Annotated in this window: 28 protein-coding genes; 22 read left to right on the forward strand and 6 right to left on the reverse strand. The window is 37.2% G+C overall.

Annotation, left to right across the window (positions count from 1 at the left end; all coding sequences use genetic code 11):
- Window positions 1–22: 22 nt before the first annotated feature.
- From gcvH to K8089_RS01860, 5 genes are all read left to right on the forward strand, one after another.
- Window positions 23–403 (forward strand): glycine cleavage system protein GcvH, encoded by a 381-nt coding sequence (gcvH, locus tag K8089_RS01845; protein ID WP_237601561.1) that lies wholly within the window; start codon window positions 23–25, stop codon window positions 401–403.
- On the forward strand, window positions 369–779 hold the full coding sequence (locus tag K8089_RS16685; RefSeq protein ID WP_407932372.1) for a VanZ family protein: 411 nt from the start codon (window positions 369–371) through the stop codon (window positions 777–779). Before gcvH ends, K8089_RS16685 begins: the two co-directional genes overlap by 35 nt.
- Before the next feature lie 54 nt (window positions 780–833).
- Window positions 834–1556, forward strand: coding sequence for an energy transducer TonB (locus tag K8089_RS01850; RefSeq protein ID WP_237601562.1), 723 nt, complete (start codon window positions 834–836; stop codon window positions 1554–1556).
- Window positions 1557–1670: 114 nt separating this feature from the next.
- Window positions 1671–2453 carry an energy transducer TonB gene (locus K8089_RS01855; protein WP_237601563.1) on the forward strand — a complete coding sequence of 261 codons (783 nt, stop codon included), beginning with the start codon at window positions 1671–1673 and terminating at the stop codon, window positions 2451–2453.
- A 106-nt stretch (window positions 2454–2559) separates the two neighbouring features.
- Window positions 2560–4650 (forward strand): gliding motility protein RemB, encoded by a 2091-nt coding sequence (locus tag K8089_RS01860; protein ID WP_237601564.1) that lies wholly within the window; start codon window positions 2560–2562, stop codon window positions 4648–4650.
- A gap of 6 nt (window positions 4651–4656) precedes the next feature.
- On the opposite strand, the gene K8089_RS01865 is transcribed toward K8089_RS01860, so the two are convergent.
- Window positions 4657–5640, reverse strand: coding sequence for an MBL fold metallo-hydrolase (locus K8089_RS01865; protein ID WP_237601565.1), 984 nt, complete (start codon window positions 5638–5640; stop codon window positions 4657–4659).
- 125 nt (window positions 5641–5765) lie between these two features.
- Between K8089_RS01865 and cyoE the strand changes: the two genes are divergently transcribed.
- The 16 genes from cyoE to tsaB all read left to right on the forward strand — a co-directional run bounded on the left by cyoE (window position 5766) and on the right by tsaB (window position 19446).
- Complete coding sequence (gene cyoE, locus K8089_RS01870) at window positions 5766–6662, forward strand: heme o synthase (RefSeq protein WP_262913883.1); 897 nt, start codon at window positions 5766–5768, stop codon at window positions 6660–6662.
- Window positions 6663–6706: 44 nt separating this feature from the next.
- The gene (locus K8089_RS01875) at window positions 6707–7288 is read left to right on the forward strand and encodes a cytochrome c oxidase subunit 3 (protein WP_237601566.1); all 582 of its coding nucleotides are present in this window, start codon (window positions 6707–6709) and stop codon (window positions 7286–7288) included.
- 46 nt (window positions 7289–7334) lie between these two features.
- Window positions 7335–8318 (forward strand): cytochrome c oxidase subunit 3, encoded by a 984-nt coding sequence (locus K8089_RS01880; protein WP_237601567.1) that lies wholly within the window; start codon window positions 7335–7337, stop codon window positions 8316–8318.
- Between the two features lie 18 nt (window positions 8319–8336).
- The gene (locus tag K8089_RS01885) at window positions 8337–8726 is read left to right on the forward strand and encodes a cytochrome C oxidase subunit IV family protein (RefSeq protein WP_237601568.1); all 390 of its coding nucleotides are present in this window, start codon (window positions 8337–8339) and stop codon (window positions 8724–8726) included.
- 161 nt (window positions 8727–8887) lie between these two features.
- Window positions 8888–9532 (forward strand): hypothetical protein, encoded by a 645-nt coding sequence (locus K8089_RS01890; protein WP_237601569.1) that lies wholly within the window; start codon window positions 8888–8890, stop codon window positions 9530–9532.
- A 59-nt stretch (window positions 9533–9591) separates the two neighbouring features.
- Window positions 9592–10215: an SCO family protein gene (locus K8089_RS01895; protein ID WP_237601570.1), complete on the forward strand. Its 624-nt coding sequence runs from the start codon at window positions 9592–9594 to the stop codon at window positions 10213–10215.
- A gap of 3 nt (window positions 10216–10218) precedes the next feature.
- A complete protein-coding gene (locus K8089_RS01900) occupies window positions 10219–10746 on the forward strand; it encodes a DUF420 domain-containing protein (protein ID WP_237601571.1) in 528 nt (175 codons plus the stop codon).
- 83 nt (window positions 10747–10829) lie between these two features.
- Window positions 10830–11066, forward strand: coding sequence for a hypothetical protein (locus K8089_RS01905; protein WP_237601572.1), 237 nt, complete (start codon window positions 10830–10832; stop codon window positions 11064–11066).
- Window positions 11067–11207: 141 nt separating this feature from the next.
- Window positions 11208–11915, forward strand: a complete 708-nt coding sequence (locus K8089_RS01910; protein ID WP_237601573.1) for an ABC transporter ATP-binding protein — start codon at window positions 11208–11210, stop codon at window positions 11913–11915.
- On the forward strand, window positions 11908–13152 hold the full coding sequence (locus K8089_RS01915) for an ABC transporter permease (protein WP_237601574.1): 1245 nt from the start codon (window positions 11908–11910) through the stop codon (window positions 13150–13152). Before K8089_RS01910 ends, K8089_RS01915 begins: the two co-directional genes overlap by 8 nt.
- On the forward strand, window positions 13145–14416 hold the full coding sequence (locus K8089_RS01920) for an ABC transporter permease (protein ID WP_237601575.1): 1272 nt from the start codon (window positions 13145–13147) through the stop codon (window positions 14414–14416). The genes K8089_RS01915 and K8089_RS01920 overlap by 8 nt, the downstream gene beginning before the upstream one ends.
- A 10-nt stretch (window positions 14417–14426) precedes the next feature.
- Window positions 14427–14846: a DUF1801 domain-containing protein gene (locus K8089_RS01925; RefSeq protein ID WP_237601576.1), complete on the forward strand. Its 420-nt coding sequence runs from the start codon at window positions 14427–14429 to the stop codon at window positions 14844–14846.
- 52 nt (window positions 14847–14898) lie between these two features.
- Window positions 14899–16059, forward strand: coding sequence for an efflux RND transporter periplasmic adaptor subunit (locus K8089_RS01930; protein WP_237601577.1), 1161 nt, complete (start codon window positions 14899–14901; stop codon window positions 16057–16059).
- A 113-nt stretch (window positions 16060–16172) separates the two neighbouring features.
- Window positions 16173–17504, forward strand: a complete 1332-nt coding sequence (locus K8089_RS01935) for a TolC family protein (RefSeq protein WP_237601578.1) — start codon at window positions 16173–16175, stop codon at window positions 17502–17504.
- A 2-nt stretch (window positions 17505–17506) separates the two neighbouring features.
- A complete protein-coding gene (locus K8089_RS01940) occupies window positions 17507–18784 on the forward strand; it encodes an efflux RND transporter periplasmic adaptor subunit (RefSeq protein ID WP_237601579.1) in 1278 nt (425 codons plus the stop codon).
- A gap of 2 nt (window positions 18785–18786) precedes the next feature.
- Window positions 18787–19446, forward strand: a complete 660-nt coding sequence (tsaB, locus tag K8089_RS01945) for a tRNA (adenosine(37)-N6)-threonylcarbamoyltransferase complex dimerization subunit type 1 TsaB (RefSeq protein WP_237601580.1) — start codon at window positions 18787–18789, stop codon at window positions 19444–19446.
- Window positions 19447–19456: 10 nt separating this feature from the next.
- On the opposite strand, the gene K8089_RS01950 is transcribed toward tsaB, so the two are convergent.
- The 5 genes from K8089_RS01950 to K8089_RS01970 form a co-directional block, all read right to left on the reverse strand.
- The gene (locus tag K8089_RS01950) at window positions 19457–20161 is read right to left on the reverse strand and encodes a hypothetical protein (RefSeq protein WP_237601581.1); all 705 of its coding nucleotides are present in this window, start codon (window positions 20159–20161) and stop codon (window positions 19457–19459) included.
- 58 nt (window positions 20162–20219) lie between these two features.
- The gene (locus K8089_RS01955) at window positions 20220–21065 is read right to left on the reverse strand and encodes a mechanosensitive ion channel family protein (RefSeq protein ID WP_237601582.1); all 846 of its coding nucleotides are present in this window, start codon (window positions 21063–21065) and stop codon (window positions 20220–20222) included.
- A 6-nt stretch (window positions 21066–21071) separates the two neighbouring features.
- Window positions 21072–23186: a thioredoxin domain-containing protein gene (locus tag K8089_RS01960; protein WP_237601583.1), complete on the reverse strand. Its 2115-nt coding sequence runs from the start codon at window positions 23184–23186 to the stop codon at window positions 21072–21074.
- Window positions 23187–23259: 73 nt separating this feature from the next.
- The gene (locus K8089_RS01965) at window positions 23260–23460 is read right to left on the reverse strand and encodes a dodecin family protein (protein ID WP_237601584.1); all 201 of its coding nucleotides are present in this window, start codon (window positions 23458–23460) and stop codon (window positions 23260–23262) included.
- Window positions 23461–23572: 112 nt separating this feature from the next.
- The gene (locus tag K8089_RS01970; protein WP_237601585.1) at window positions 23573–24490 is read right to left on the reverse strand and encodes a NifU family protein; all 918 of its coding nucleotides are present in this window, start codon (window positions 24488–24490) and stop codon (window positions 23573–23575) included.
- 76 nt (window positions 24491–24566) lie between these two features.
- Here K8089_RS01970 and K8089_RS01975 point away from each other — a divergent pair.
- The coding region (locus tag K8089_RS01975) for a CARDB domain-containing protein (RefSeq protein WP_237601586.1) at window positions 24567–26106 on the forward strand (1540 nt) is incomplete at its 3' end.

The following is a 26106-nucleotide window of genomic DNA, read 5'->3' on the forward strand; positions in this document are numbered from 1 at the left end:
CAAACTCTTATATATTATAATTATGAATGTACCATCAAATTTAAAATACACAGACGACCACGAATGGGTTTTGATTGAAGGCGATATTGCAACCATCGGTATTACCGATTTTGCACAAAGTGAACTTGGCGACATTGTTTATGTAGATGTAGAAACAACAGGCGATTCCCTTAATAGAGGTGATATATTTGGCACCGTAGAAGCCGTAAAAACAGTTTCCGATTTATTCCTGCCGCTCTCGGGTGAGGTAATTGAATTTAACGAAAATTTAGAATCTGAGCCAGAAAATGTTAATAGTGATGCTTACGGTGAAGGTTGGATGATAAAATTAAAAATTTCTAACCCCGATGAAATAGCCGATCTGCTTGATGACGCCGCTTATAAAGAAATTATTGGTGGGTAGAAACTTACTGCTGGTAGCACTATTTTATAGTAGCGCAATCACGTGTCTGTTTTTTCTTTCGAGCCAAGATTTGCCCAAAACACAAATTTCTGAAGCAGATAAATTAATTCATGTCTCAATCTATTTTATTTTAATCAACCTTTGGTTACTCTACTTTTATGTTAGAAATAACTTGAAGATTGAAAATAAGCTGATTTTAATAATACTATTTTCAGTATTGTTTTATGGCATAATTATTGAGATATTTCAAGAACTATTTACCGATTCACGAAGTGCAGATATTCTAGATGTTGCCGCAAATTTATTGGGTGCGCTACTAGGAATCTTTTTTTTCAAAAACATAAAACATAAATTAAAGCCTAAATATTTTAATTAAGTTTTAAATTCAATGATAATTTCTATATTTTAGCATCACGTTAAACCCACTATTATGGAACCTAAAAAAAATCCGAAAGCAGACGTAAGCCGAAAAAGCATGTTGTTTTTTCAACTAGGTATGGTCCTTATGCTTTTTCTTGCATGGCAAGCTATTGAATGGAAATCTTACGATAAATCTGACGCCGACTTTGGAAAGCTCGACGTTGGTGACGAACTTTTAGAAGAAGTTCCAATTACACAACAATTAACACCTCCTCCACCACCACCGCCACCACCACCAGCTCCCGAAGTAATTGACGTTATTGAAGACGAAGAGGATGTGGAAGAAACAATTATAGAATCTACCGAAACCAATCAAGAAGAAAAAATTGTTGAGGTAAAGGAGATTAAAGAAGAAGTGGTAGAAGAAGAAATTGCCGATGTACCTTTTGCTGTAATTGAAAATGTACCGGTATATCCTGGTTGCGAAGGAGAAAAAGGTAACGACGCTAAGAAGAAATGTATGTCTTCTAAAATTAGTGCCTTTATAAATAAAAAATTTAACACCAACCTTGCATCAGACCTTGGTTTGGAAGGAAGACAACGTATAGCCGTTCAGTTTAAAATTGACAAAAGCGGAAAAGTAGTAGATGTACGTGCACGTGCTCCACATCCGCGTTTGGAAAAAGAAGCAATGGATGTTGTTAAAGATCTTCCAGATATGACTCCTGGAAAACAAAGAGGTAAACCAGTTGGGGTACTTTATTCACTTCCCATAGTGTTCGATATTCAGTAAATAGAATTTTCAATAATTTTTAAAACCCCGTCCTTACTAGTAAAGACGGGGTTTTTAGCGTTTTGGCGCGATAGTTGTTAAATATAAAAGTGTAACCATTAAAATCACTTCATTATGAAAGCAACCGTTAAAAATACCCCGAGCAAAAGAGCTGATAAAAAACAAATTAATATCCGTTGGAATTCACGTTTGTTTTTTCAAATAGGAGTAATCGTTAGCTTACTTACTGTTTTCATTATTGTACAAACCGATTTTGAAATTCAAAAACATACAATTGGCACGAACACCTCTTATAGTTTTGAAGAACCTCATACCATTGCTTATGAATTGGATATTGAAAAACCAGAGCTCCCAGCGCCTAAAAAAAATGTAGTTGTAAAACCAACACCGGTGAACAGAGCGGCCAAAAGTCCTGTGTTTGATGTAAAGCCAAATACTGCTACAATTATTGAAACGCCCATTGCAACAACCGATGGCCCAATGATTGAAGCACCGATTGTAACAAAACCAAAAATAGAAATGCCGGCAGTTACAACCGGCACAAGAACATTATTAAATGTAGAATTTGTTCCCGTGTTTCCCGGTTGTGAATCGCTAGCGACAAACAACCAAAAGATAGAATGTATGTCTTCAAAAATCAATGCATTTATTAATAAAAACTTTAGAAAGGAATACTTAGAAAATTTGGGCCCAAACCAAACATATAGAATTTACGTAAATTTTAAAATTGATTCCAACGGGTATATTACAGATGTAGTAGCCAATTCGCATAACCCAAACTTAAAGAAAGAGGCTCAACGTGTTGTAAACAACCTACCAAAAATGAAACCTGGAAAACAGGGCGATACAAATGTTGAAGTAATGTATACTGTGCCAATCGCATTTCAAATTCATTAAACCATCTCTAGCATTTCAAAAAAGCTCTCCGAAAAATGGGAGCTTTTTTTGATTACGGTCGTTATAAAAAAACTGTATCTTTCGGCTTTAAAACAATTAGTACCCAATGAAGCAGATTCTCCGCCTTTTAGTTTTTTGTTTTTCAATTGTTTCTTTAGCACAAATACCTTCGGCGCAATATCAAAAATATCCTGTTTTTAAGGAATGTGAAACAGCAGAAGAAGCCGCATTGCAAGACTGTTTTGTCAATACGTTGCAACAATTCATTTTTAATAATTTTAAAGTTCCCGAAATTGTTTTCACAAAAAATTACAAAGGAAATGTAAACGTGCTTTTTGAAATTACCAAGGAAGGGAAATTCAAAGTGCTTTACACCGATGCTATTTATGAAGAATTGCGTGCCGAAACCCTCCGCGTTTTTAAATCACTTCCCCAAGTAGCTCCGGCAACGTACAATGGCAAGCCTGCCTATATACAATTTACACTGCCCATTGCAATTCCGTTAGTAGCACCGGGCGAAAATATTTTTCAAACTACGGCAGTAACGGAAAAAAGTGAAAAAGACGCCCTAACCGAAGAATACGATGCGCTTGTAAACCTTCCGTATTTAAATGAAGAATACAGCAGCAATATTAATATTCCGTTGTCGCACCATAATTATAGCTTGTTCGATCCTGCATTAAACAGAGTGGGTTTAAATAATCACACTGCACAAAAACCATATATTTATTCAGAAGTAAATAAATATTACGATTTTCAGGCCGCTAATAATGAAATAGCAAAAAGTGGAACTTCGTGGTTTAGTCGAAAACTTTGGAATGAGCATTTTGTCACCTTTAAAGGAAAAGATTATTGGATTACTTTAGATCCGGGAGTAGATTTACAAGTTGGGAAAGACTTAGACGCAGATATTAACACTTATAATAACACCCGATTGGTTTTTCTTCAAGGTGGGCTTGGAGATAAAATTGGTTTTTTTGGCGTTGTTTATGAAAGTCAGGGTCGCTTTGCAGATTATTTTAACCGTTATGCAGAATCTATTCGTCCCGATGGGGGAAACCCTGCTATTATTCCGGGGCGTGGAATAGCGAAGGAGTTTAAGGAAGATTCCTACGATTACCCAATGACCACTGGATATCTTTCATATACACCTTCAAAATATTTCAATCTGCAGCTTGGCCACGGTAAAACCTTTTTAGGCGATGGTTACCGTTCGTTGTTAATGAGTGACAATGCAAGCTCGTATCCTTACTTCAAATTAAATACTACTTTTTGGAAGTTGAAATACACCAACACCTGGATGTCTCTTCGCGATGTGCGTCCGGCAGTTACTGAAGATGGTTCATTTCGCACAAAATTTGTTGCAAATCATTATTTGAGTTATAATATAACCAAGAAACTGAATGTTGGTTTTTTTGAATCTGTAGTTTGGGAGAACGACAATAATCGGGGTTTTGATATGAATTATTTAAACCCAATCATTTTTTATCAGGCCATCCAATTCTCAACTGGCTCTCGGGGTGGAAACGCTTTAATTGGGCTTGCCGCAAAATATAAAGTGAACGACCGCGTCAATATTTATGGGCAACTTATTATCGACGAATTTTCTAAAAGTGATGTTTTTGGTGGCGAAGGAAGTTATAAAAACAAAACGGGTGTGCAGCTTGGGTTAAAGTATTACGACGCTTTCGGAATAAAAAATCTCTACCTGCAGTCTGAGTATAATCGCGTACGCCCATATACGTACTCGCACAATACCGTTGTACTAAATTACGGACATAACAATCAAGCTTTGGCGCATACGCTCGGTGCCAATTTTTCAGAATTTATAGGAATAGCGCGCTACCAAAAGGGGAGAATTTATGGCGATGCCAAATTTATCGTTGCAAAACGCGGCTTCGAATTTAATACCCCGGAAGATTCCTTTTTCTACGGTAGTGATATTTATGGTACCGAAGACGACCGCATCTCAGATAATGGAAACGAATTAGCGCAGGGGAATACAACAGATTTTTTCCACGCCGAAGTACAGGCAGGTTATATTATTAACCCAGCCACTAATTTGAAAGTTTACGGAAGTTTTATCTTTAGAAGTTTCGACCCTGAAATAAATACGCAAAGTGTTTTCAAAAACCAAACTACGTGGGTTAACTTTGGTGTGCGCACAGATTTGTTTAACTGGTATTACGATTTTTAGCGGTATTTAATCTTTTTCATTTTCTTCTCTTTCCTTCTGCATTTGCTCGTATTTTTTCATTGCCGCTTTGTTGGCTTCATCTATTTGATCAAAAGATGCGCGATTTTTTTTAACTTCACTATAAAGCATTTTTAGAAAAGCTTCGGTAGTTATAAAACCCGAGCCATAACCTTGGTCGTCATAGGTTTTGGTGAGGTCGGTCATGCTTAAAACTTCGGCTTCGGTTTTTCTATTTACGTAGGCAGAAGTTACACGATTATTTAGCGTTTGAAGCATGTTTATGGTGTTCTTCAAATCTTTGTAAGTCCCTAAATTTCCGTGTCCGGGAATAATTTTTGTATCCTCGTTTATTATTTTGGTTGCCATTTCTAATGCGGCAATGTAACCTTTTACGCTACCTCCGTTTTCTGTATCGATAAATGGATATTTACCGTTAAAAAAAACATCTCCAGTGTGCAATACATTGCTGCCAGTAAAGTAAACCATTGCATCGCCATCGGTATGTGCATCGTGTACGTGAAAAACGTAGATTTTCTCCCCGTTAAAATGAAAGGTGAGATCTTCGTCAAAAGTAACTACTGGCAGTGCAGCTTCAGATATTTTTTTAGTTTCTGTTTTAATCATTTTATGCAGTCGATCGCGCACGTTAGATTGCGAAAAAATAACGGTCCCTGTTTCTGCCAATGCTACATTTCCGCCTGTGTGATCTCCGTGGAAATGTGTATTCACTAAAAATCGAATGGGTTTGTTACTTACCTTTTTAATATCTTTTTGAATTTGCTCAACATCTTCGGCATATTGGTCGTCGATCATAAAAATGCCATCATTGCCAAAACTCAACCCAATGTTGCCACCATTACCTTGAAGCATATATATTTTATTGGTAACTTTTAAAAGCTTTGTATTGTTTTTCTCTCCCGTATCAGATTGTGAAAAAACGGTTAATACTGAAAATAAAAAGACGGTATTTAAGAATATTTTTGAGATCATATTTGTTTAGTTTTAAATATTGGATCAAAATACTAAAATTGCCGAAATAATAGCGTAAGATTGTTGAAAATATATTGTGAAGAAAACACAGGAAGCGTATCTTTGCACCGCCTAAAAAGAAGAACTTGTCTGTTATTAATTCAAAGTCGATTACCCAACTATCCCTTATTGGTATTTTCACCGAAATTACCAAACTTCGGCTTTCGGTAAGCGTTGTGTTTTCATCGGTTGCGGGTTACTTATTGGGCGCAGATTCTATAGATTTTTTCGTACTCTTTTTACTCTGTGTTGGTGGCTACTGTATGGTGGGAGCCTCTAACGTTTATAATCAGATTATTGAAAAAGACTTAGACGCCCTAATGGACCGTACCAAAAACAGACCGTTGCCCGCTGGGCAAATGTCGGTTCGTTCAGCCTTTATATTGGCTATTGCTTTAACTGTTCTTGGTATTGCTGTTTTATACTCCATAAACCCAATTACGGCAATGTTTGGCGCTATTTCCATATTTATGTATGTAAGTCTTTATACGCCTTTAAAGACCAAGACGCCGCTTTCGGTTTTTGTGGGTGCTTTTCCTGGTGCCATTCCTTTTATGTTAGGCTGGGTTGCTGCTACGGGGGAGTTTGGTATTGAACCCGGAACATTATTCATGATTCAGTTTTTTTGGCAATTTCCACACTTTTGGGCTATTGGATGGTTTCTTTTTGACGATTATAAAAAAGCCGGTTTTTTTATGCTCCCAAATGGAAAACGCGATAAAGGAACGGCAATACAGGTTATTCTTTACAGCATCTGGACAGTTCTTGTTTCATTAATTCCTGTGTTGGGAATTACTGGGAAACTATATGTCACCCCAATATCGGCAGGTTTAATTGGTGTGCTGGGCATTGGACTGCTTTATTACGCAATTAAGCTTTATAAGGAAAAAACTTCGGTAGCCGCAAAACAGCTTATGCTCGCAAGCGTGAGTTATATTACATTGTTACAGATAATTTATGTAGCCGATAAATTTTTAAGATAGCCGAAACAGTATTAATTTCGGAAAATATATAAGAAAAAAATAAGATGGATTTAACACAAGGTAGTCAAGAGTTAAAAATAAACAGAGCCAAAAAGAACATGCTTTGGTTTGGAATAGTTAGTTTAACGATGAGTTTTGCAGGCCTAACGAGCGCCTATGTAGTGAGCAAAGAGCGACCAGATTGGATAGCTGCTTTTGAAATACCACAAGCCTTTTACATTAGTCTTATTCTAATAATTTTTAGTAGTGCCACCGTACATTTTGCGCTTAGAGCAATAAAAAAGGAGAAACATAGCCAGGGAATGTTGCTTTTGGTTACCACCTTTATTTTAGGGCTTTTATTCGTGATTTTTCAATTTGTGGGTTTTTCTGAAATTATAAAAGATGGTTATAATTTTACTGGACCCACGAGTAGTATTACTACATCATTTATCTATTTAGTGGTGCTATTGCACGTTGCCCACGTTTTTGCAGGGCTTATATCGCTTTTAATTGTAATTTATAATCATTATAAACAAAAATATAAAAACGGTAAAACCCTTGGTGTTGAACTGGCTGCAACTTTTTGGCATTTTGTAGATATTGTATGGATTTACCTCTTTTTATTTTTATATTTCGTTAAATAAAAATTAAACGTATTTTTGAACCTTTATTTAAAACCAAACTCTTTTTATGGAAGCTACTGTTGTTAAAACAGGTACCGAAGGAAAAACCTGGGGCGGCGGAAACGAACCCTTGAAAGCCAGCTATGGCAAAATGATGATGTGGTTTTTCATCGTTTCCGATTCATTGACATTCGCAGGATTTTTATCTTCTTATGGAATGTCCCGTTTCAAATTTATAGACGCTTGGCCCATCGCCGATGAAGTCTTTACCCACTTTCCATTTTTACACGGCGTAGAAGCGCCCATGTATTATGTGGCCTTTATGACCTTTATTCTAATTTTTTCATCGGTTACCATGGTGTTGGCTGTGGATGCTGGTCATAAAATGCAACAGAAGAAAGTAATTTTCTATATGTTTCTAACCATTATAGGTGGTTTAATCTTCTTAGGCTCACAAGCTTGGGAATGGAACACTTTTATTAAGGGAGATTATGGCGCTGTTGAAACGAACGGTGGACAAATTATTCAATTTTTAGATAAAGATGGCGATCGCGTTGCGCTAGCCGATTTTGCTACTTCAGATACTGGAGGTCGCGTAGCGCAAACCAAGGAAAAAGGAATTTGGTTTATGCAGGAAGCAGAATACAAACCAAGTGTTTCTTTTGAACAAGTAAAGGAAGGGTTTTTAGCAAACGACAATCTTTTAGTTAGACTTCCTAATAAAGATGAACACGGACAACATATAATATTATCAAGAGAAGAGTCTATTGCAAAGCTAGTAAATGACGGTAATATGGTTGTGGAAGGAGCAAACCTTCGCCATAACGAATACGGCCATCCTTTGTTTGCAGACTTTTTCTTCTTTATTACCGGTTTCCACGGATTTCACGTTTCCATTGGGGTATTACTTAACTGTATTGTATTTTTCAATGTAATTATAGGAACATACGAACGCCGCGGCCATTATGAAATGGTTGAAAAAGTAGGACTCTACTGGCACTTTGTGGATTTGGTATGGGTATTTGTATTCACATTCTTTTATCTTGTATAGATTTTCAATATTTAAAAAATGGCACACGAACAAGCACATAAATTAGCAATCTTTAGAGGTAATCTAAAGTTTAAGTCCAACGTAAGTAAAATTTGGGGAGTATTTGTAGTACTTTCTATTATTACTATAATTGAAGTGGCTTTGGGTATTCTTAGACCCGACTTTTTGGTTACCCATAAATTTTTGTCACTAAATCTGCTAAACTGGATTTTTATTTTACTTACAATTTGTAAGGCCTATTACATTACTTGGGACTTTATGCACATGCGCGACGAAACCGTTGGCCTGCGTAGAGCCGCAGTATGGACAGGCGTATTTTTAATTGCTTATATGGTATTGCTTATACTTATTGAAGGCGATTATATTTATGAAGTATATAAACACGGATTTATAAAATTCGACTTCTAAGTTAAAAATTTGAAATTATAATTGAAGCCCTCTTTTTGAGGGCTTTTTTTATAACTCAATTCTTTAAAATTAACACTCAAAACATTGTCCAGCCCCCTTTTACCCTGTATTTTTGCAAACTAGCAATACGCACTTTTTAACGAGGTGTAAAATTTGTAATAATGAAGAAATATTTGGTTCTTGGCATCCTGTTTATTCTACCCATTACGGTATACATTTTTTTCGCAATGAGTACCAGTTATTTTAAACCCTTGCCTGTTTTAACCCCCGCAGTCGCAGAGCTGGATGGTTTTAAAGATCTCGATGGAAACCCCGTTCAACTGGAAGATAGAATATCGGTTTTAGGTTTCTTTGGAAATAATCTGGAAGCGCATAGAGCATACGCCTATAATCTTGCCCAAAAAATATACAGCAAAAATCACGAGTTTAAAGAGTTTCAATTTGTAGTTCTTTTGCCCGAGGGCACCGAAACACAAGCTAAAAATATTGAAGAGAAACTGAAAAAAATTGCGCCTACAGATGCGTGGTTCTTCGCTTTTGGTTCTACTGAAAATATCAATCGAGTGTTTCAATCGCTTGACTCCAATCTTGTTTTGAGTCCTGATTATTCTACGCCCTATGTTTTTATAATAGACAAAGAACGAAGCCTTCGCGGCCGTAAAGAAGATGATGACGCAGGTGTAATGTACGGATTTGACTCTAGCAACATTGCCGAGATTAACAACAAAATGAGCGATGACGTAAAAGTGCTTTTGGCAGAATACCGAAGAGCATTGAAAAAGTACGATTCAAATAGGGAAATATAACCCATCAATGACCCTGCAATTTCGAGAGAATAAGAAATAAACAATAAAGAATAGCAAACGTGAACAAGAATTATTCATACATAGGTATTTCATTTATAATATTGGTTTTTGGTATTTGGGCGGTTCCTAAAATTGTTAAAACAATTTCGGGACCAGATCTTGCTATAATTGGCACAGTACCATCTTTTAACTTTACAGATCAGAACGGAAAAGTAGTTACGAACAGCACCTATAAAGACAAGGTATATGTAGTTGAATTCTTCTTCACCACTTGCCCGTCTATTTGCCCAATTATGACCGAAAACATGATAAAAATTCAAAACGAGTTTTTCGGAAATCCAAAGGTAGGCATTGCGTCTTTTTCCATAGACCCCGAACACGACTCCGCAGCAGTTTTAAAAGAATATGCCGAAAACAAAGGCATAACCAAGCCGCAATGGCATCTTTTAACAGGTGAAAAGGAAAAAGTGTTTAAGTTGGCAAACGAAGGTTTTAATCTTTACGTAGGCGACGCCCCCGAAGTGGAAGGTGGTTTTGAACATTCCGGTTTTTTCGCACTCATCGATCAAAACGGAAATATTCGTTCCAGAATTGATGAAAACGGTAATCCCCTTATTTACTACGACGGGCTGGACGATAAAGGAATTCAAATGTTAAAAGAAGACATTAAAAAACTTTTATAAACCATGCACACCTCCCCGCAAAGCCCTAAAAATTACAATTTGTGGATATGGATATTCTCCATTGCTATTCCTTTGGCAGTGGCGGTTTTATTCACCGTAAAAATTCCAGGAGTGGAGCGATTGGGTTTTTTACCTCCAATCTACGCAACCATTAATGCCTGCACCGCTCTTATATTAATTACCGCAGTGTATCAAATTAGGAAGGGAAATAGGAAACTGCACGAACGCCTTATGAAAACTGCGATTGTGTTTTCAGCATTGTTTTTAATAATGTATATGGCCTATCATATGACCTCAGATTCAACGCCTTTTGGTGGCGAAGGCGTAGTAAAATATGTGTATTATTTTATACTTTTAACGCATATTTTGTTGTCTATTATCGTTATCCCTTTTGTATTGATAACCTTTGTTAGGGGTATTACGGGACAGTTTTATAAGCATAGAAAAATTGCGCGAATTACCTTCCCGCTTTGGTTGTATGTTGCAATTTCTGGCGTTGTTGTTTATTTAATGATTTCGCCTTATTATTAAATAGCTGAAGTTAAGACTCCAACCGTGCACTGCGCAAAATTGAAGTGCAATTTTGAAGTTTTTTCAATTTATAATTATTTACAATGAACACAAAAACGCTTCTTATATTAGTATTAATCTTGTTACTTATTGCAACTCCTGCCGAAGCACAATGCGCCATGTGTCGCGCTGTTTTAGAAAGTGAAGAAGGGGGTCAAGCAGCTAAAGGCATCAATAACGGAATTGTCTATCTTATGATTTTTCCCTACTTACTGGTTGGCGGAATTGGATTCGCAATTTACCGAAGCCGTAAAAAAGCACGCGCAGAAAATTCGCTGTAGATTTTTTAAGAGAAATTGTAACACTTTCCTTCAATTTGAGTCTTATAAAAAACTGAAATCACTTTTGGCTTTTAGTCTTAACAACAATTTCACATTTGGGAGGAGATTTCCCATGTATTTTGCACACCAACAATTTTAAGCATGATAGAAATAAAAAATCTTCACAAATCGTATCACATGGGCAAAAACTCGCTTCATGTTTTAAAAGGAATAAATTTCTCGGTTTCTGAAGGCGAAATGGTTTCCATTATGGGTTCTTCGGGTTCCGGAAAATCTACCTTGCTCAATATTCTGGGTATTTTAGACGAAGCAGACGAAGGCACATACACGCTAGACGGCACTCTAATTAAAAATTTAAACGAAAAGGTGGCCGCTCGGTATCGCAATAAATTTTTGGGTTTTATATTTCAATCTTTCAACTTAATCAATTATAAATCTGCTTTAGAAAACGTTGCAATGCCGCTTTACTATCAGGGTGTTAAGCGAAACATTCGCACCGAAAAAGCCATGCACTATCTTGAAAAAGTAGGCTTGGCAGATTGGGCTTCTCACCTTCCCAGCGAACTCTCGGGCGGACAAAAACAACGGGTGGCAATTGCGCGCGCCCTCGCCAGCGACCCCAAAGTTTTACTTGCAGATGAACCTACAGGAGCCTTAGACACAAAAACGTCATACGAAGTAATGGACCTTATTCAAGGTATTAACGACGAGGGAAAAACAATATTAATTGTAACCCACGAAGAAGATATTGCGCACATGACCAAGCGTATTGTAAACTTAAAGGACGGGCTTATAATAGACGATTCTGTGGTAAACCAAGTTCGAGCTAAAAATGAAGCTTATGTTTAGTCTTGAACGCTGGCAAGAAATTTTTGAAGCCATTGGCAAGAATAAGCTGCGCACCTTTTTAACGGGGCTTTCCGTAGCTTCGGGTATTTTCATTTTGGTTATTCTACTCGCTATTGGGCAGGGAATGTCTAATGGAGTTGCAAAAGAATTTGAAAACGACGCTACTAACCGTATTAGCGTTTGGACTAATGTTACTTCGGTAGAATACAAAGGGATGAATCCCGGCCGAAGAATAGAAATGGACAATCGCGATTACAACATGGCTGTCAAAAAAAACAGCGATAAAATAGAACTTAAATCGGGAGTTTATAGCCGTTGGGGTCAATTAACTACCTATAAAAAAGAAAGCGGAAGCTATAGAGTTGAAGGTGTTGGTGGCGATTATCAATTTCTAGAAAACGAAACTTTAGTCGCCGGAAGATATATTAATCAGAACGACCTCAATTACTTCGAAAAAAATGCGGTCATTGGGCATCAAGTGTTTTTAGATCTTTTTAAAGGAAAAAATGCCATTGGTGAATATATAGACATTGGCGGAATAAAATTTAAAGTAGTTGGAGTTTATACCGATCCCGGTGGCGAACGCGAAGAAACTCGTGTTTTTATTCCGTTAACTACAGCGCAACGCGTTTATAACGCCGGCGATAAACTTAGATCTATTGCTTTTACCCTTCAGAAGCACGATAAATACAAAGATGCTTTGGCAGCTTCGGAAGCTTTTTCGGCAGAATTAGAAGCAGATTTAAAAGCCAAACACACAATCGCCCCCGAAGATAACAGAGCGGTAAACGTAAACAATACTTTAGAAAATGCTAAACGTTTTTACGACCTCAATAATATGATTCGCTGGTTTTTTTGGGGTGTGGGAATTTGCACCATCATTGCGGGCGTAGTGGGGGTAAGCAATATTATGCTAATAATAGTAAAGGAACGCACAAAGGAAATTGGTATTCGCAAAGCAATTGGTGCCGAGCCGTGGTCCATAATTGGAATGATACTTCACGAATCTATTTTTGTAACCGCAATTGCGGGTTTTGTAGGCTTAATTTTCAGCCTAATTCTCTTGCAACTCGTTGGGCCATTTATTGAAATGGACTACATTAGAAATCCTTCGGTAGATTTTTCAGTAGCAATTACAACCGTAATTATACTTGTTGTTGCGGGTGCCATTGCTGGATTTTTTCCTGCGTATAGAGCCGCAAATATTAAACCCATAGATGCCCTGCGCGATGAGTAAACTATTTAGTAGAGACAGCTGGGCCGAAATAATTGAAGCCCTTAGCAGCAATTGGTTCAGAACTGTTATGACAGCTTTTGGCGTGCTTTGGGGCATTTTTATCTTGGTTATTTTACTAGCTGCAGGCAACGGTTTAGAAAACGGAATTAAACAAGGCTTTAACGGCATGGCCACCAACTCTATGTTTATGTGGTCGCAGACTGCATCACAACCGTATAAAGGCTTGCCGAAAGGTCGCAGATACAATTTTAAAACAGATGATGTTGCTGCTATTAAACAAAATGTTCCGGGTTTGCGTTTTGTTTCTCCCAGAAACCAATTGGGAGGCTTTCGCGGAAGTAATAACGTTGTGCGCGGGCTTCAAACAGGCGCCTTCAACGTTTATGGCGATTATCCCGAAATTATCGAGCAACAACCAATGGACATCACTTCGGGACGGTTTATAAATTATTCCGATATAAACGAAAAGCGCAAAGTTGCAATTATTGGCAGTGGCGTCCAAAGTGCTTTATATAATCCCGGAGAGGAAGTTATAGGTTCCTACCTCAAGATTAATGGCGTAAATTTTATGGTTATAGGCACCTATAAAAAGAAAGGCAATAACGGCGATCCCGAAGAAATGCAAAAGGAAATTTACGTGCCATTTACCGCATTTTCCCAAGCATTTAATATGGGCGATATCGTAGGTTGGATGGCGATTACTGCCCAAGATGAATACTCCATCACCAATTTAAAATCGCAAGTATTCGATGTTATAAAAACACGTCACACCATAAATCCGAACGACGATCGTGCCATAGGAAATTTCGACCTTTATCAAGAATTTAGCAAAATTACGGGCTTGTTTACGGCCCTTAATTTTGTTGCCTATTTCGTTGGAATATTGGTGTTGCTTTCAGGAATTATCGGCATTAGTAATATTATGCTTATCGTGGTAAAAGAACGCACTAAAGAAATTGGAATTCGTCGTGCCTTAGGAGCGACGCCGTGGAGCATTCGTTCGCAGGTTTTGTTAGAATCTATTTTCTTGACCATTGTTTCGGGTATGGCAGGAATTGTATTGGCATCGGCTGTGCTTTGGCTTGTAAACTATCAATTAGACGGTATGGATACTAGCGAAATGATGTTTATTAATCCGTCCGTCAACATTGGCGTTGTATTTATAGCATTAACTATTTTAATTGTTTCTGGGCTTTTGGCAGGGTTAATTCCCGCACAAAATGCCATTAAAATTAAACCTGTTGAAGCATTACGAACTGAATAATTAAGCAGTAATGGAATTAAAAAGCGATCCAAAAGTTGCAGCAGTTTTTGAAAACTACCCCAAACAAGTGAAGGGCCAAATGCTTCAACTTCGTGAGTTGGTTTTAAAAACGGCATCTATGATCGATGAGCCTATTGAACTTGAAGAAACCCTCAAATGGAGCGAGCCGAGTTATTTAACAAAATACGGTAGCACTGTTCGAATGGATTGGAAGAAAAAGAACCCAGATCAGTTTGCCATTTATTTTAAATGTACATCCAAGCTGGTTTCTACATTTAGAATACTTTATAAAGACAAATTCAAGTTTGAAAACAATCGGGCTATCGTTTTCAAATTAAAGGAAAAATTACCGGTGAAGGAATTACAACACTGTATCGCATTAGCGCTTACATACCATAAGGTTAAACATTTGCCAATGTTGGGAACATAATTAAACCTGAAAGAACCATCAATTAAAGATTAAAATTTCAATAATCAACAAAATGAAAAAGACAAAAACCATAATCATCCTCGTTACAATCGCAGTATTGTTCACAGTTTCTATGTATTGGCTCTATTCAAAAAATATTGAAGATCCCGTTGTGTACGAAACCGAAAAACCTGCTATGGGAACGGTGGTTAAAAAAACGGTAGCCACCGGCAGCATTGTTCCGAAGGAAGAAGTGCTTATAAAACCAAATATTTCCGGAATTATCGATGAAATTTTCGTGGAAGCTGGTGAGATTGTAAAAGCCGGAGACCTCATTGCAAAGGTGAAAGTTGTGCCGAATGTTTCCTCTTTAAACAGTGCTAAAAACAACATTAGTAGCGTACGTACACAAGTTGAAACGGCGCGGCTTGCTTTCGAAAATCAAAAGAGCATTTACAATCGCCAAAAGGAATTATTTGAAAAAGGTGTAATTTCTGCCAATGAGTTTGACAATGCACAATTGTCTTACAATCAAGCCGAGCAAAGATTAAAACAAGAAAAGGTTGGGCTTACCGCCGCCACTCAAAACTACGATATCGTAAAAACTGGAACTACGAGCGGAATGGGCGCGTCAGCAAATACCGAGATCCGTGCAACCGTTTCAGGAATGGTGTTGGACGTTCCGGTGAAAACGGGAAACCAAGTAATTGAAGCCAACAATTTTAACGATGGAACTACGATCGCTACCTTGGCCGATGTTGATAAAATGATTTTTGAAGGCAAAGTAGATGAAAGCGAAGTAGGAAAAATAAAAGAAGGCCTTCCGCTAGAAATTACCGTGGGCGCGCTACCGGACAATACCTTTAATGCAGATTTAGATTACATCGCCCCAAAAGGAGTAGATGAAAATGGCGCAATCCAGTTTGAAATTAAAGGAACAATGAAACATTTAGACACAACCACTACCTTTATTCGCGCGGGTTTAAGTGCCAATGCATCTATTATTTTGGCCAAAGCAGAAGATGTTTTAACCATTAAAGAAGCATTGGTTCAATTTGATCCTAAAACACAAAAGCCATTTGTAGAAGTAATGGTTGGCGATCAAAAATTTGAAAGAAGAGATGTTGAATTGGGCGTAAGTGATGGAATAGATGTGGAAATAAAAAACGGTGTTTCAAAAGAAGATAATATCAAAGTTTGGAATCAATTAAAATCGCCTTCGGCTATTAGGTAGTAGCGTTTAAGTTACTGCGGAAACATTTCAGAAAATTCAATATAAAATTATAATTTCATAAATTTTGTAACGCAATAGCAAAGCAAAAGACTTATTCAATAACAGTAAAACTTATGAAGAAACTAATAATCCCTTTCCTTTTTTTAATTCTCGGATTTTCGCTCAATGCCCAAACAAAACAGTGGACACTTCAAGAATGTGTAACCCACGCTTTGGAGAATAACATTTCGGTTAAACAAAGTGCGTTAGATGTAGCGAACAGCGAGATTGATAAAATGGAGGCAATTGGTAATTTTTTACCCGCAGTAAACGGTAATGCCAGTGCATCAAAAAATACAGGTTTGGGGTTAAACCCAACAAACAACCAGCTGGAAAATACAACTTTTGGATCAGCTTCGGCAGCAATAAATGTGGGGCTAACGCTCTTTGATGGACTTCGAAATGTTCGTCAATTGCAACGCTCTAAACTGTCTAAACTAGCGGCCCAATATCGGTTAGATAAAATGAAAGACGATATTGCACTGGCTGTTGCAAATTCATATTTACAAGTTTTACTGAATAAAGCAAACTTAGAAGTTGCCAAATCGCAAAACCTGGTTACACTTCAACAACTCGATAGAACCAACAGTCTTGTAGAGGCGGGAACGCTGCCACGTGGCGATCTTTTGGAAATTAAAGCGACGGATGCCGGCGAAAAACAACGAATCGCCGTAGCCGAAAACACCGTGAAAATTTCGTTGATAAGCTTAGCTCAGTTATTGCTGATTAAAGACTATTCAACTTTTGATATTGCCGATCAAGATTACGAAGTTATTGATGGCGGCATTGCAGATAAGGATGTTTCTGAAATAATTGCAAGTGCGAAAGAAACTCGTTCTGAAGTTAAAATAGCGCAAAGCAATGTCTCCTTAGCCGAAAAAGATTTGCAGATTTCACGCGGGGCATATTACCCAACGCTTTCCGCATTTTTTGGATACAATACGCGCTATGCAGATAACGATCCGCTAGATAGAGCGTTTGTGGAACAACTGTATTTAAACGACGGTATTGGTTATGGCCTACAGTTGAATGTGCCAATTTTCAATGGTTTTTCAGTAAGAAGTAATGTTAAGCGAAACAAAATTAATTTAAAAAATACCGAGTATCAATTAGAACAGGCAAAGCTCGATTTAGAGTCAAACGTATATCAAGCTTACGTAGATGCCAATGGCGCCCTTAAAGCCTATGAAGCAGCAACCGTGGCGCTCGAATCGCAGGAACTTGCCTATCAATACGCTAAAGATCGTTACGATGTGGGATTGACAAACGCCTTCGATTTTAGTCAATCAAAATTACGTTATGACAATGCGAAAATAGAAGTGAACAGAACTAAATTTGAATATATTTTTAAATTGAAGGTTTTGGAGTTATATTTTGGAGTTCCAGCAAGCGAATTAAAATTTTAAGTATGAAGAAAAAAACACTCCTTTGGGTTATTATTGCGATTGCTTTGTTAATCGTACTGCTAATAGTTGGAAAAAAAGCAGGTTGGTTTGGCAAAACTGGCGATTTTAAAGAAGTTGAAATCACCCAAATTTCACCAATTAATATTGTTGAAACCGTTGCCGCCACTGGAAAAATTCAACCCGAAGTTGAAGTAGCCCTTTCCTCTGAAGTTTCTGGAGAAATTATTGAGCTTCCCGTTAAAGAAGGGCAAACTGTGGAGAAGGGCGATTTGCTGGTTAAAATTAATCCAGATCTTATACAAGCTGCAGTAAGTCAATCGCAGGCTGGTTTGCAGAACGTTCGCGCTCAGTTAACGCAAGCCCAAGCCAGTGAAAAAAATGCAAAACTAAACTATGAGCGCAATAAAACACTTTTTGAAAAAGGCGTAATTTCTAAAGCCGAATGGGACAAATCTGTCTCTGATTACGATATGGCAAAAGCAAATTCAAAAGCAGCTTATTACAATGTGCAAAGTGCTTCGGCAAATGTAAAACAATCTGTAGACAACCTTGCTCGAACTACTATTTATGCCCCAATGAGCGGCACCATTTCAAAACTTTCCGTAGAATTGGGAGAGCGCGTAGTAGGAACAGCGCAAATGGCAGGAACCGAAATTGTTCGCGTAGCAAACCTGCAAAATATGGAAGTTGTGGTTGACGTGAATGAAAACGACATTGTAAAGGTTGCTGTAGGCGACTCTACCATTGTTGAGGTAGATGCGTATTTAAAGCGTGAATTTAAAGGCGTGGTTAGCGAAATTGCAAACAGTGCAGAAAGTGCGTTAACGGCAGATCAGGTTACAAACTTTAAAGTAAAAGTGCGAATTCTTCCAGATTCATATAAAGCCTTAACCGAAGGAAAGCCCGAAAGTTATTCGCCTTTTAGACCAGGTATGACGGCTACTGTTGATATAATTACCAACACAAAGAAAAATATTATCGGCGTACCAATAAGTGCAATCGTTATAAAAACAGATACCACCGACGCCAAAAAATTATATACCGCTGAAACTACTACTACAACAGACGAAAAATTTGAAGCCGTGTATTTAAAAGAAGGTGATGAGGCTAAGTTGCGCGTTGTAAAAACGGGAATTCAAGACGATTCTAACATTGAAATAATCTCTGGTCTAAAAGAAGGTGAAACAGTAATAACGGGGCCTTATAACACCGTTACCAAATCGTTAAAACAAGGCGACAAAGTTGAAGTTGCCGAACCCAAAACAGATAAAAAAGATTAATAATGGCTATTATTTTATGTCTTGAAACGGCTACTACAAATTGTTCTGTTGCAATTTCTGTGGACGGAGAAGTGAAAGCCATTCGTGAAGAAAACAATCAAAAATTTTCACACGCCGAAAAGCTTCACGTTTTTATTGAAGAAGTTTTGGCAGAAGCTAAAATAGATAAAAGCAAACTAGACGCCATTGCGATTAGTAAAGGCCCCGGCTCATATACTGGCCTGCGCATTGGGGTATCGGCCGCAAAAGGACTGTGTTTTGCTTTGGACGTTCCGTTGTTGTCAATTTCAACGCTTGAAATACTTGCGCGACAAGTAGAAGAGAAAGATTGCTACATTATTCCGCTACTTGACGCTCGTAGGATGGAAGTGTATTCTGCGGTTTTTAATTCCGAAATAAAGCAAATAAGTGAAATAAAAGCCGAAATAGTAAACATAAATTCTTTCAGTGCGTATTTGGAAGCGCGAAAAACCGTTTTTCTCGGCGATGGCTCAATTAAGTTTAAAGCACTTTGCTCACATAAAAATGCCCGCTTTCTCGATAGTAAATACCCGTCATCTGCTGGAATGGCAAGTTTGGCAGAGGCCAAATACAAAATAAGCGACACAGAAAATGTCGCTTATTTTGAACCTTTTTATTTAAAGGAATTTATGTTGGGATAATATTGCTGTTTTATAAAAGAGAGTCGAAATAGGTAATTGTTTTAATTAAATCGGCTTCTTTATCTAAATCTATATCGTTGTTTTTAATGTATTTCTTCATCTCACTTTTCTTGATGTCCATCATTTTTAAAATTTTAGATTTGCTGTTAGGCATTTCTAAAAACACACCGTTTTGAACTAAATAGTAGGTTACGGTTTTTGGAAAAGACGGAGGAGAATCTCTTTGATAGCTCGTTTTTGCTTTTTGCGGTTCTCTAAAAACGGCTTTTGTTTTTTTGTATAAATCGTAGGTTTTTCCATCGGTAAGTACATTGAAATACCCACCTTTTGCATTGCTTCCTTCAAAAGGAATAAAAACATAAATGTCTCTAAACATTTTCACATAAATATCTGGCGATTTCATTAATGCGCCATAATTTGCATCAATAGGAGATTTCTTTATTTCAATTTCATCTGCATAAGCATTGTAACGCATGGGAACATCATCTCTCAATAATTTATCGTCTTGAAAAATTTTTCCCTGTACAAAGTTTGGGTTTGCATACGCTTCATCTTTAATTGATTCAAATTGTGCTTCGGTAAGTCCAAAAGCCAAAGATTTTTGATTGATATCTATAGTTCGGTCATATATGCTAGTATAACTGCTCTGTCTATCTTGAGCAAAAACCGAAATTGCCATTAAAACAAATGTGGTTGTAAATATTATTTTTTTCATTATTTAGATTTTTAATATAATTTATAAATGTAATATTTATTTCTACAAACTTATGAAATTATTTTTGGAGTGTTTCCAAGTTATAATGGTGTAGATCGCGCTGTGGAAATGGAATTGAAATTCCGGCTGCTTCCAGTCTTGCTTTTCCTTCTTCCAAAATTAACCAGCGGAGTGCCCAAAAGTCTTCATTTTTTGCCCAATAACGCAGGCTGAGGTTTACAGAGCTATCACCCAATTCGGCAACTACAATCATGGGTAACTTGTCTTCAATTTTAAGTACCGTTTCTTGCGCATTCACCAAATTTAAAAGTATATCTTTTGCTTCTTTGATATTATCATCATAACCTATGCCGAAAGTTAAATTCTCGCGTCGAATTCCTTCTACGGTATAATTAATTATGTTGTCATTGCTCAATTTTCCATTGGGTACAATGGCGAGTTGATTGCCAAAAGTAGTAAGTTTTGTATTGAATATTGATATGTCTTTTACCGTTCCGTCCACGCCTTGAGCACTAATAAAATCGCCTACTCTAAAAGGTTTTATCAATAATATAAGAATGCCGCCCGCAAAATTTGCCAGCGAACCCTGCAGGGCCAAACCAACTGCTAAACCGGCTGCACCAATAATTGCCACTAACGACGCAGACTCTACTCCAAGTTGGGTAATTACTAAAACAAAGAGTACTATTTTTAATCCCCAATTTATAAGGCTTGCTATAAAGTTTTCGAGTGTTGGGTCGTAATCTTTCTTGTCGAAAAACTTGCGAATAAAACGATTTATAAGCTTTATAAGCCACCACCCAATTAGCAACATTAACACTGCGCCAATTACACTGGGTAAAAAATCGATTAATTTTTGTCCGTACTTGTCAAGATAAATATCTAAGTCACTAAATTTTTCCATAAAAACTTATTCTTTTTTGTTTAAAGATTTAATTGCAATTTTTGTTTCTGTCACGGGCAGTTTGCAAGTATTGTTCTCGCAAACATAAATTAGGGTTTCCCCGGGTACAAATCTATTTTCAAAAAGCGGCCCGTCTTTCTCGCTTTGGCTACCCGCAATAATAATATTGGGCAGGTAATTTGTATTGAGTTCCTTTACTATTTTAGGCGCAGCTTCGCCTACCACTACAACCTCGTAAAAGCCGTTTTTAAAATTGAGTAATAAGTCTAGCCAGTTGGAAAATCCACTGGGGTACTGTTTTATTTCTTCGGAAACGTTTTTAAGCATTTGATGCGAAATCTCATCAAAACCAGTTTCTTCAAAATATTTTGATAGCAGAAATAAATTCTTCGCCATCACCGAATTTGAAGCCGGAATTACATTGTCGCGATATTCAAAACTACGGGTAACTATAGCCGGATCTTCCTTTGACGTAAAATAAAACATGTGTTTTTCTGAATCGAAAAAGTTAACCCTTGTATAATCGGCCATTTTCTTTGAAAGATTGAGCCATTTTTCATCCAGCGTAATTTGGTATAAATCTATAAAAGCTTCAATAGTGAAGGCGTAATCTTCTAAAAATCCGTTGATATTACTTTTGCCGTTTTTAAAGTTGTGAAATAAAGCCCCGTTTTTCTGAAGTTGTTTTTCAGAAATAAAAGCTGCGTTTTTTAAAGCTGCATTTAAATATTCTTTATTGCCAAAAGCTTTGTAAGCATCTGCATATCCTTTCAACATTAACGCATTCCAAGACGTTAGTGTTTTGTCGTCCAATCGCGGTTTGTGCCTTTTGTTGCGGTAGGTGAGGAGTGTTTTTTTCCAGTTTTTCTTTTTCTGTTGAAATGCTTCGGAAGTAAGCCCAAATTCTTTAATTATTTCGGCATCTGTCTTTTTCCGAATTAATACATAATGGTTGTTTTCCCACTTTCCGTAGCTGTTTACATTGTAGTATTCCTTAAAAATATTGAAGTCATCTTTTAACTGCGCCTGCAATTCTTCCGAAGTAAAAACGTAAAAAGCTCCTTCTTGCAGGTTGCCGTTTTCATCTTTGCTATCTGCGTCTAACGACGAGTAGAATCCGCCTTCTTCGTCAGTTAAATCTGTTGTTATAAAATTTAAGGTTTCTTCAACTATTTCTTTGTAAAGTGGGTTTTTGGTTATTAGAAATGCGTTGCTGTACAGACTTACGAGTTGGGCATTGTCGTAAAGCATTTTTTCGAAATGTGGCACGTGCCATTTTTCGTCTGTACTGTATCGCGAAAATCCGCCGCCAATTTGGTCGTACAGTCCGCCATAAGCCATTTTGTTTAAAGTTAGAGTAACAAAATTTAGTAATTGGGTGTCGTTTTGTACAACGGCTTTTCGCAGTAAAAACTGAAGATTGTTGGGCATCATAAATTTGGGAGCGCCTCTAAATCCGCCGTTTTTAGTATCGAATTTCTGCGACCAATCGGTGATAATTTGTGCTGTGGAAAAATCTTTAAAACTTATCTCGTTGGTGTTTAAATGAATTAGATCCATGCTTTTAATACCTTCTTCCAATCGGTTGGCGTAGGCGAGCAATTTTTCTGGTTCGGTATTGTAAACTTCCTGAATTTGCTCCAAGGCATTTATCCAATCATTTTTTTTGAAATACGTGCCGCCCCAAACCGGTCTTCCATCTGGAAGTGTAACCACATTTAAGGGCCAGCCGGCGCTTCCCGTCATTAATTGTACCGCGTTAATGTAGGTTTGATCTACATCGGGTCGTTCTTCGCGATCTACTTTTACCGAAATAAAATTCTTGTTCATTACGGCTGCAACCGTGCTATCCTCAAAACTTTCGTGCTCCATTACGTGACACCAGTGGCAGGCCGCATAACCAATGCTTATTACAATTAATTTTTTTTCTTTTTTTGCCTGTTGTAACGCCGCTTGGCCGTAGGGTTTCCAGTTTACCGGATTGTGCGCGTGTTGCAGTAAATACGGGCTGGTTTCGGTAATTAAATCGTTTGTGTGTTTAGGTGTTTCCAAGGTGTTTTTTGTTGAAGAATTACAACCTATTAATATTTGTAGTACAAAAAGTGTAAATATCAATCGCATGGCAAGGTTTTGAGAAAAACAAAAATACGCTTTTGAAGTGCCAAAAGCGTACTTTAATTAAGACTTTAAAATGTTATTTCACTTCAAAAGTGATTTTTACATTTACTCGGAATTGCGAAATATTATCGCCGTCAACCACGCAACTCTGCTCGTTAACATATGCCGAACGAATATTTTTCACGCTTCGCGATGCTTCGTTTACTGCATTTCTAGTGGCGTCTTCCCAACTTTTATTTGAACTTGCAAGAACTTCAATTACTTTTAATACTGCCATAATTAATATTTTAAAGGTTAATAAATAGTGAATCTTCAAAATACAAACAATAGGCGCTAATTTTCAAAATATTAAGTTAAAAAGAAGCGCCAATTTGCAAGCAGCAGAAATATTATCCATTAATTGCAATAACGTTGTTTATTTGGCCGTGAAGCATTTCTTTTAACATCGTTTCAATTCCGTTTTTCAGCGTTATGGTAGAAGAAGGACAACCACTACATGCACCCTGCAGAATAACTTTTACCGTTTTGGTTTCTTCGTTAAAAGAATCAAAACGAATGTTCCCGCCGTCTCTAGCAACCGCTGGTTTTACGTACTCGTCTAAGATGGAAACTATTTCCTTTTCGAGTGCCGAATATTTTTCTGAAATGTTTTCTGAATTGTTTTCAGTTGAAGAAATAGTTTCGTTGGTACCTGCGGTGTTGGCTTCTTCATTTAAAATTGGATTGCCATCCTCCAGATATTTTCTGATGAATTCACGCATTTCCGAAACAATATCCTGCCACTCCACCATATTGTATTTCATTACCGAAACATAATTGTCGCTAATAAAAACCTCTTTCACGAAAGGAAAATTAAACAACGATTTTGCCAGTGGTGAACTTGCAGCTTCGTCTATATTTTTAAACTCTAATATTTCAGTAGCCAGAGATTTATTGGCCACAAATTTCATTACTGTGGGATTTGGAGTGCTTTCGGCGTAAATTGTTATCGCAACTTTTTTGGGAGTGCTTTCTTCAACAATTACCGAATTGCCAGTATTTAGGTATTCTGCGATAGATTCGGCAACTTCTAATTGAACATCTTTCCACTCAATAATGTTATATTTCTCGATAGCGATAAAATTTTGCGAAATATAAACCGTTTTAACAAAAGGGAGGTGAAAAAGTTGTTGGGCCAAAGGACTCTGTTTTGCCTCGTCAATATTTTTGAATTCGTAGCTGGTAGAGCGGGTTAAGAACGAGTTTGCAACAAATTTAATAATATTTGGATTGGAGGTTTCTGAAATATCTATGTTAAATTGGGACATTAAGCTGTTTTTTTTGCGAAAATATAAAAAGAAAAACAATGTATTCAATATATTTGGCACTGTAATACCCAGATTTATGAAAAAATTAATACTTTTTTTTACTATACTTTTTCCACTTTTTGTTTTTTCACAGCCCATTGATCTATTTCAGCAATTTAACGGGAGGTATGACTTTACAGCGGTTGGAAATACATTAAATGCACAACCCAACTTTAATGGTTATTGCGGCCAAATGCTACAGAGCAGCGCCACGCTAAATCTTAATCAGGGACAAACGTTTATTTCTGCACACCTTTATTGGGGTTCAATAGGAACTGGTGATTTTGACGTTGCCATAAATGGCACGCCTATTTCTGCCCAGCGAATTTTTAGCCATACCTTTAACGGTGATCCATATTTTTCTGCCTATGCGGATGTAACAGCCTTGGTAGGTGCTACTGGAAACGGCACTTATACTTTTTCTGATATGGATGTGCAGGCATTGCTTCCTCAGTATTGCGGTACCAATTTTGGCGGTTGGGCTATCTATGTAATTTATGAAGATCCATCGTTGTTGCTAAATCAAATAAGTCTTTTTGATGGCTTGGAAAGTGTTTCAGCAAATAATAATAACTTAAATATTACATTAACAAATATTGATGTTAGCTCTGATGTGCTTTCAAAAATTGGTTTTTTAGCTTGGGAAGGAGAGGCAGAAATAGCAAATGGAGAAAGTTTGTTTATTAATGGCACTTTGATTGACAACCCACCATTAAACCCTGCTGATAATGCTTTTAATGGAACTAATTCCTATATAGGTCCGCCCGGTAATGCGCAGAATTATAATATGGATTTGGATTATTACGATTTAGTAGGAATTGTAGCTCAAGGAGATACAAGTATCCTCATTGAATTGGAGTCTCACCAAGATTTTATAATGGTAAATAATATAATTACTAGTGTAAACTCTGAATTACCAGACGCTACCATAGAAATTGATGACCTCGGTGTACTCTGTGATAACAATAATATTGATGTTGAATATACTGTTTATAATGTAAATAGTACGAGTCCGCTACCGGCCAATGTACCCATAGCGTTTTATGCTGATGCCGTATTGATTGGCCAAACTACTACCAACAACATTATACCCATTGGTGGTTCTGAAAGTGGAACCATTACGCTTAACATTCCTATTGCCACCCCCAATAACTTTAATTTACGCGCTGTAGTTGATGATATTGGTAATGGAACTGGTATTGTGTCAGAAACAGATGAAAGTAATAATGAAGATATTTACCCAGTAGATTTAAGTACTGCTGGTATTCTTCTTAACCCAGGCCCGGCTTGTTTAGGGAGACCAGTTATTTTAGATTCAGGAGTTACCGATCCACCGTTTAACATTCAATGGTTTAGAAACGGTACTGCAATTCCCGGTGCTACAAACTCAACATTGGTAGTAACTACGGATGGTATTTACTCAGTTGAAGCCGTTGATGGTATTTGTAGGGTAGATAGTAATTCGGTTGTAATTACATTTAGACCCCAACCCACCGCCAACCCCCCTATAGATTTATACCAGTGCGACGATGGCACTACGGCTGGCGTATTCAATTTAACTGACAATGATGCGAACA

It is taken from the genome of Aequorivita vitellina, assembly GCF_022008365.1.
Taxonomy (GTDB): Bacteria; Bacteroidota; Bacteroidia; order Flavobacteriales; family Flavobacteriaceae; genus Aequorivita; species Aequorivita vitellina.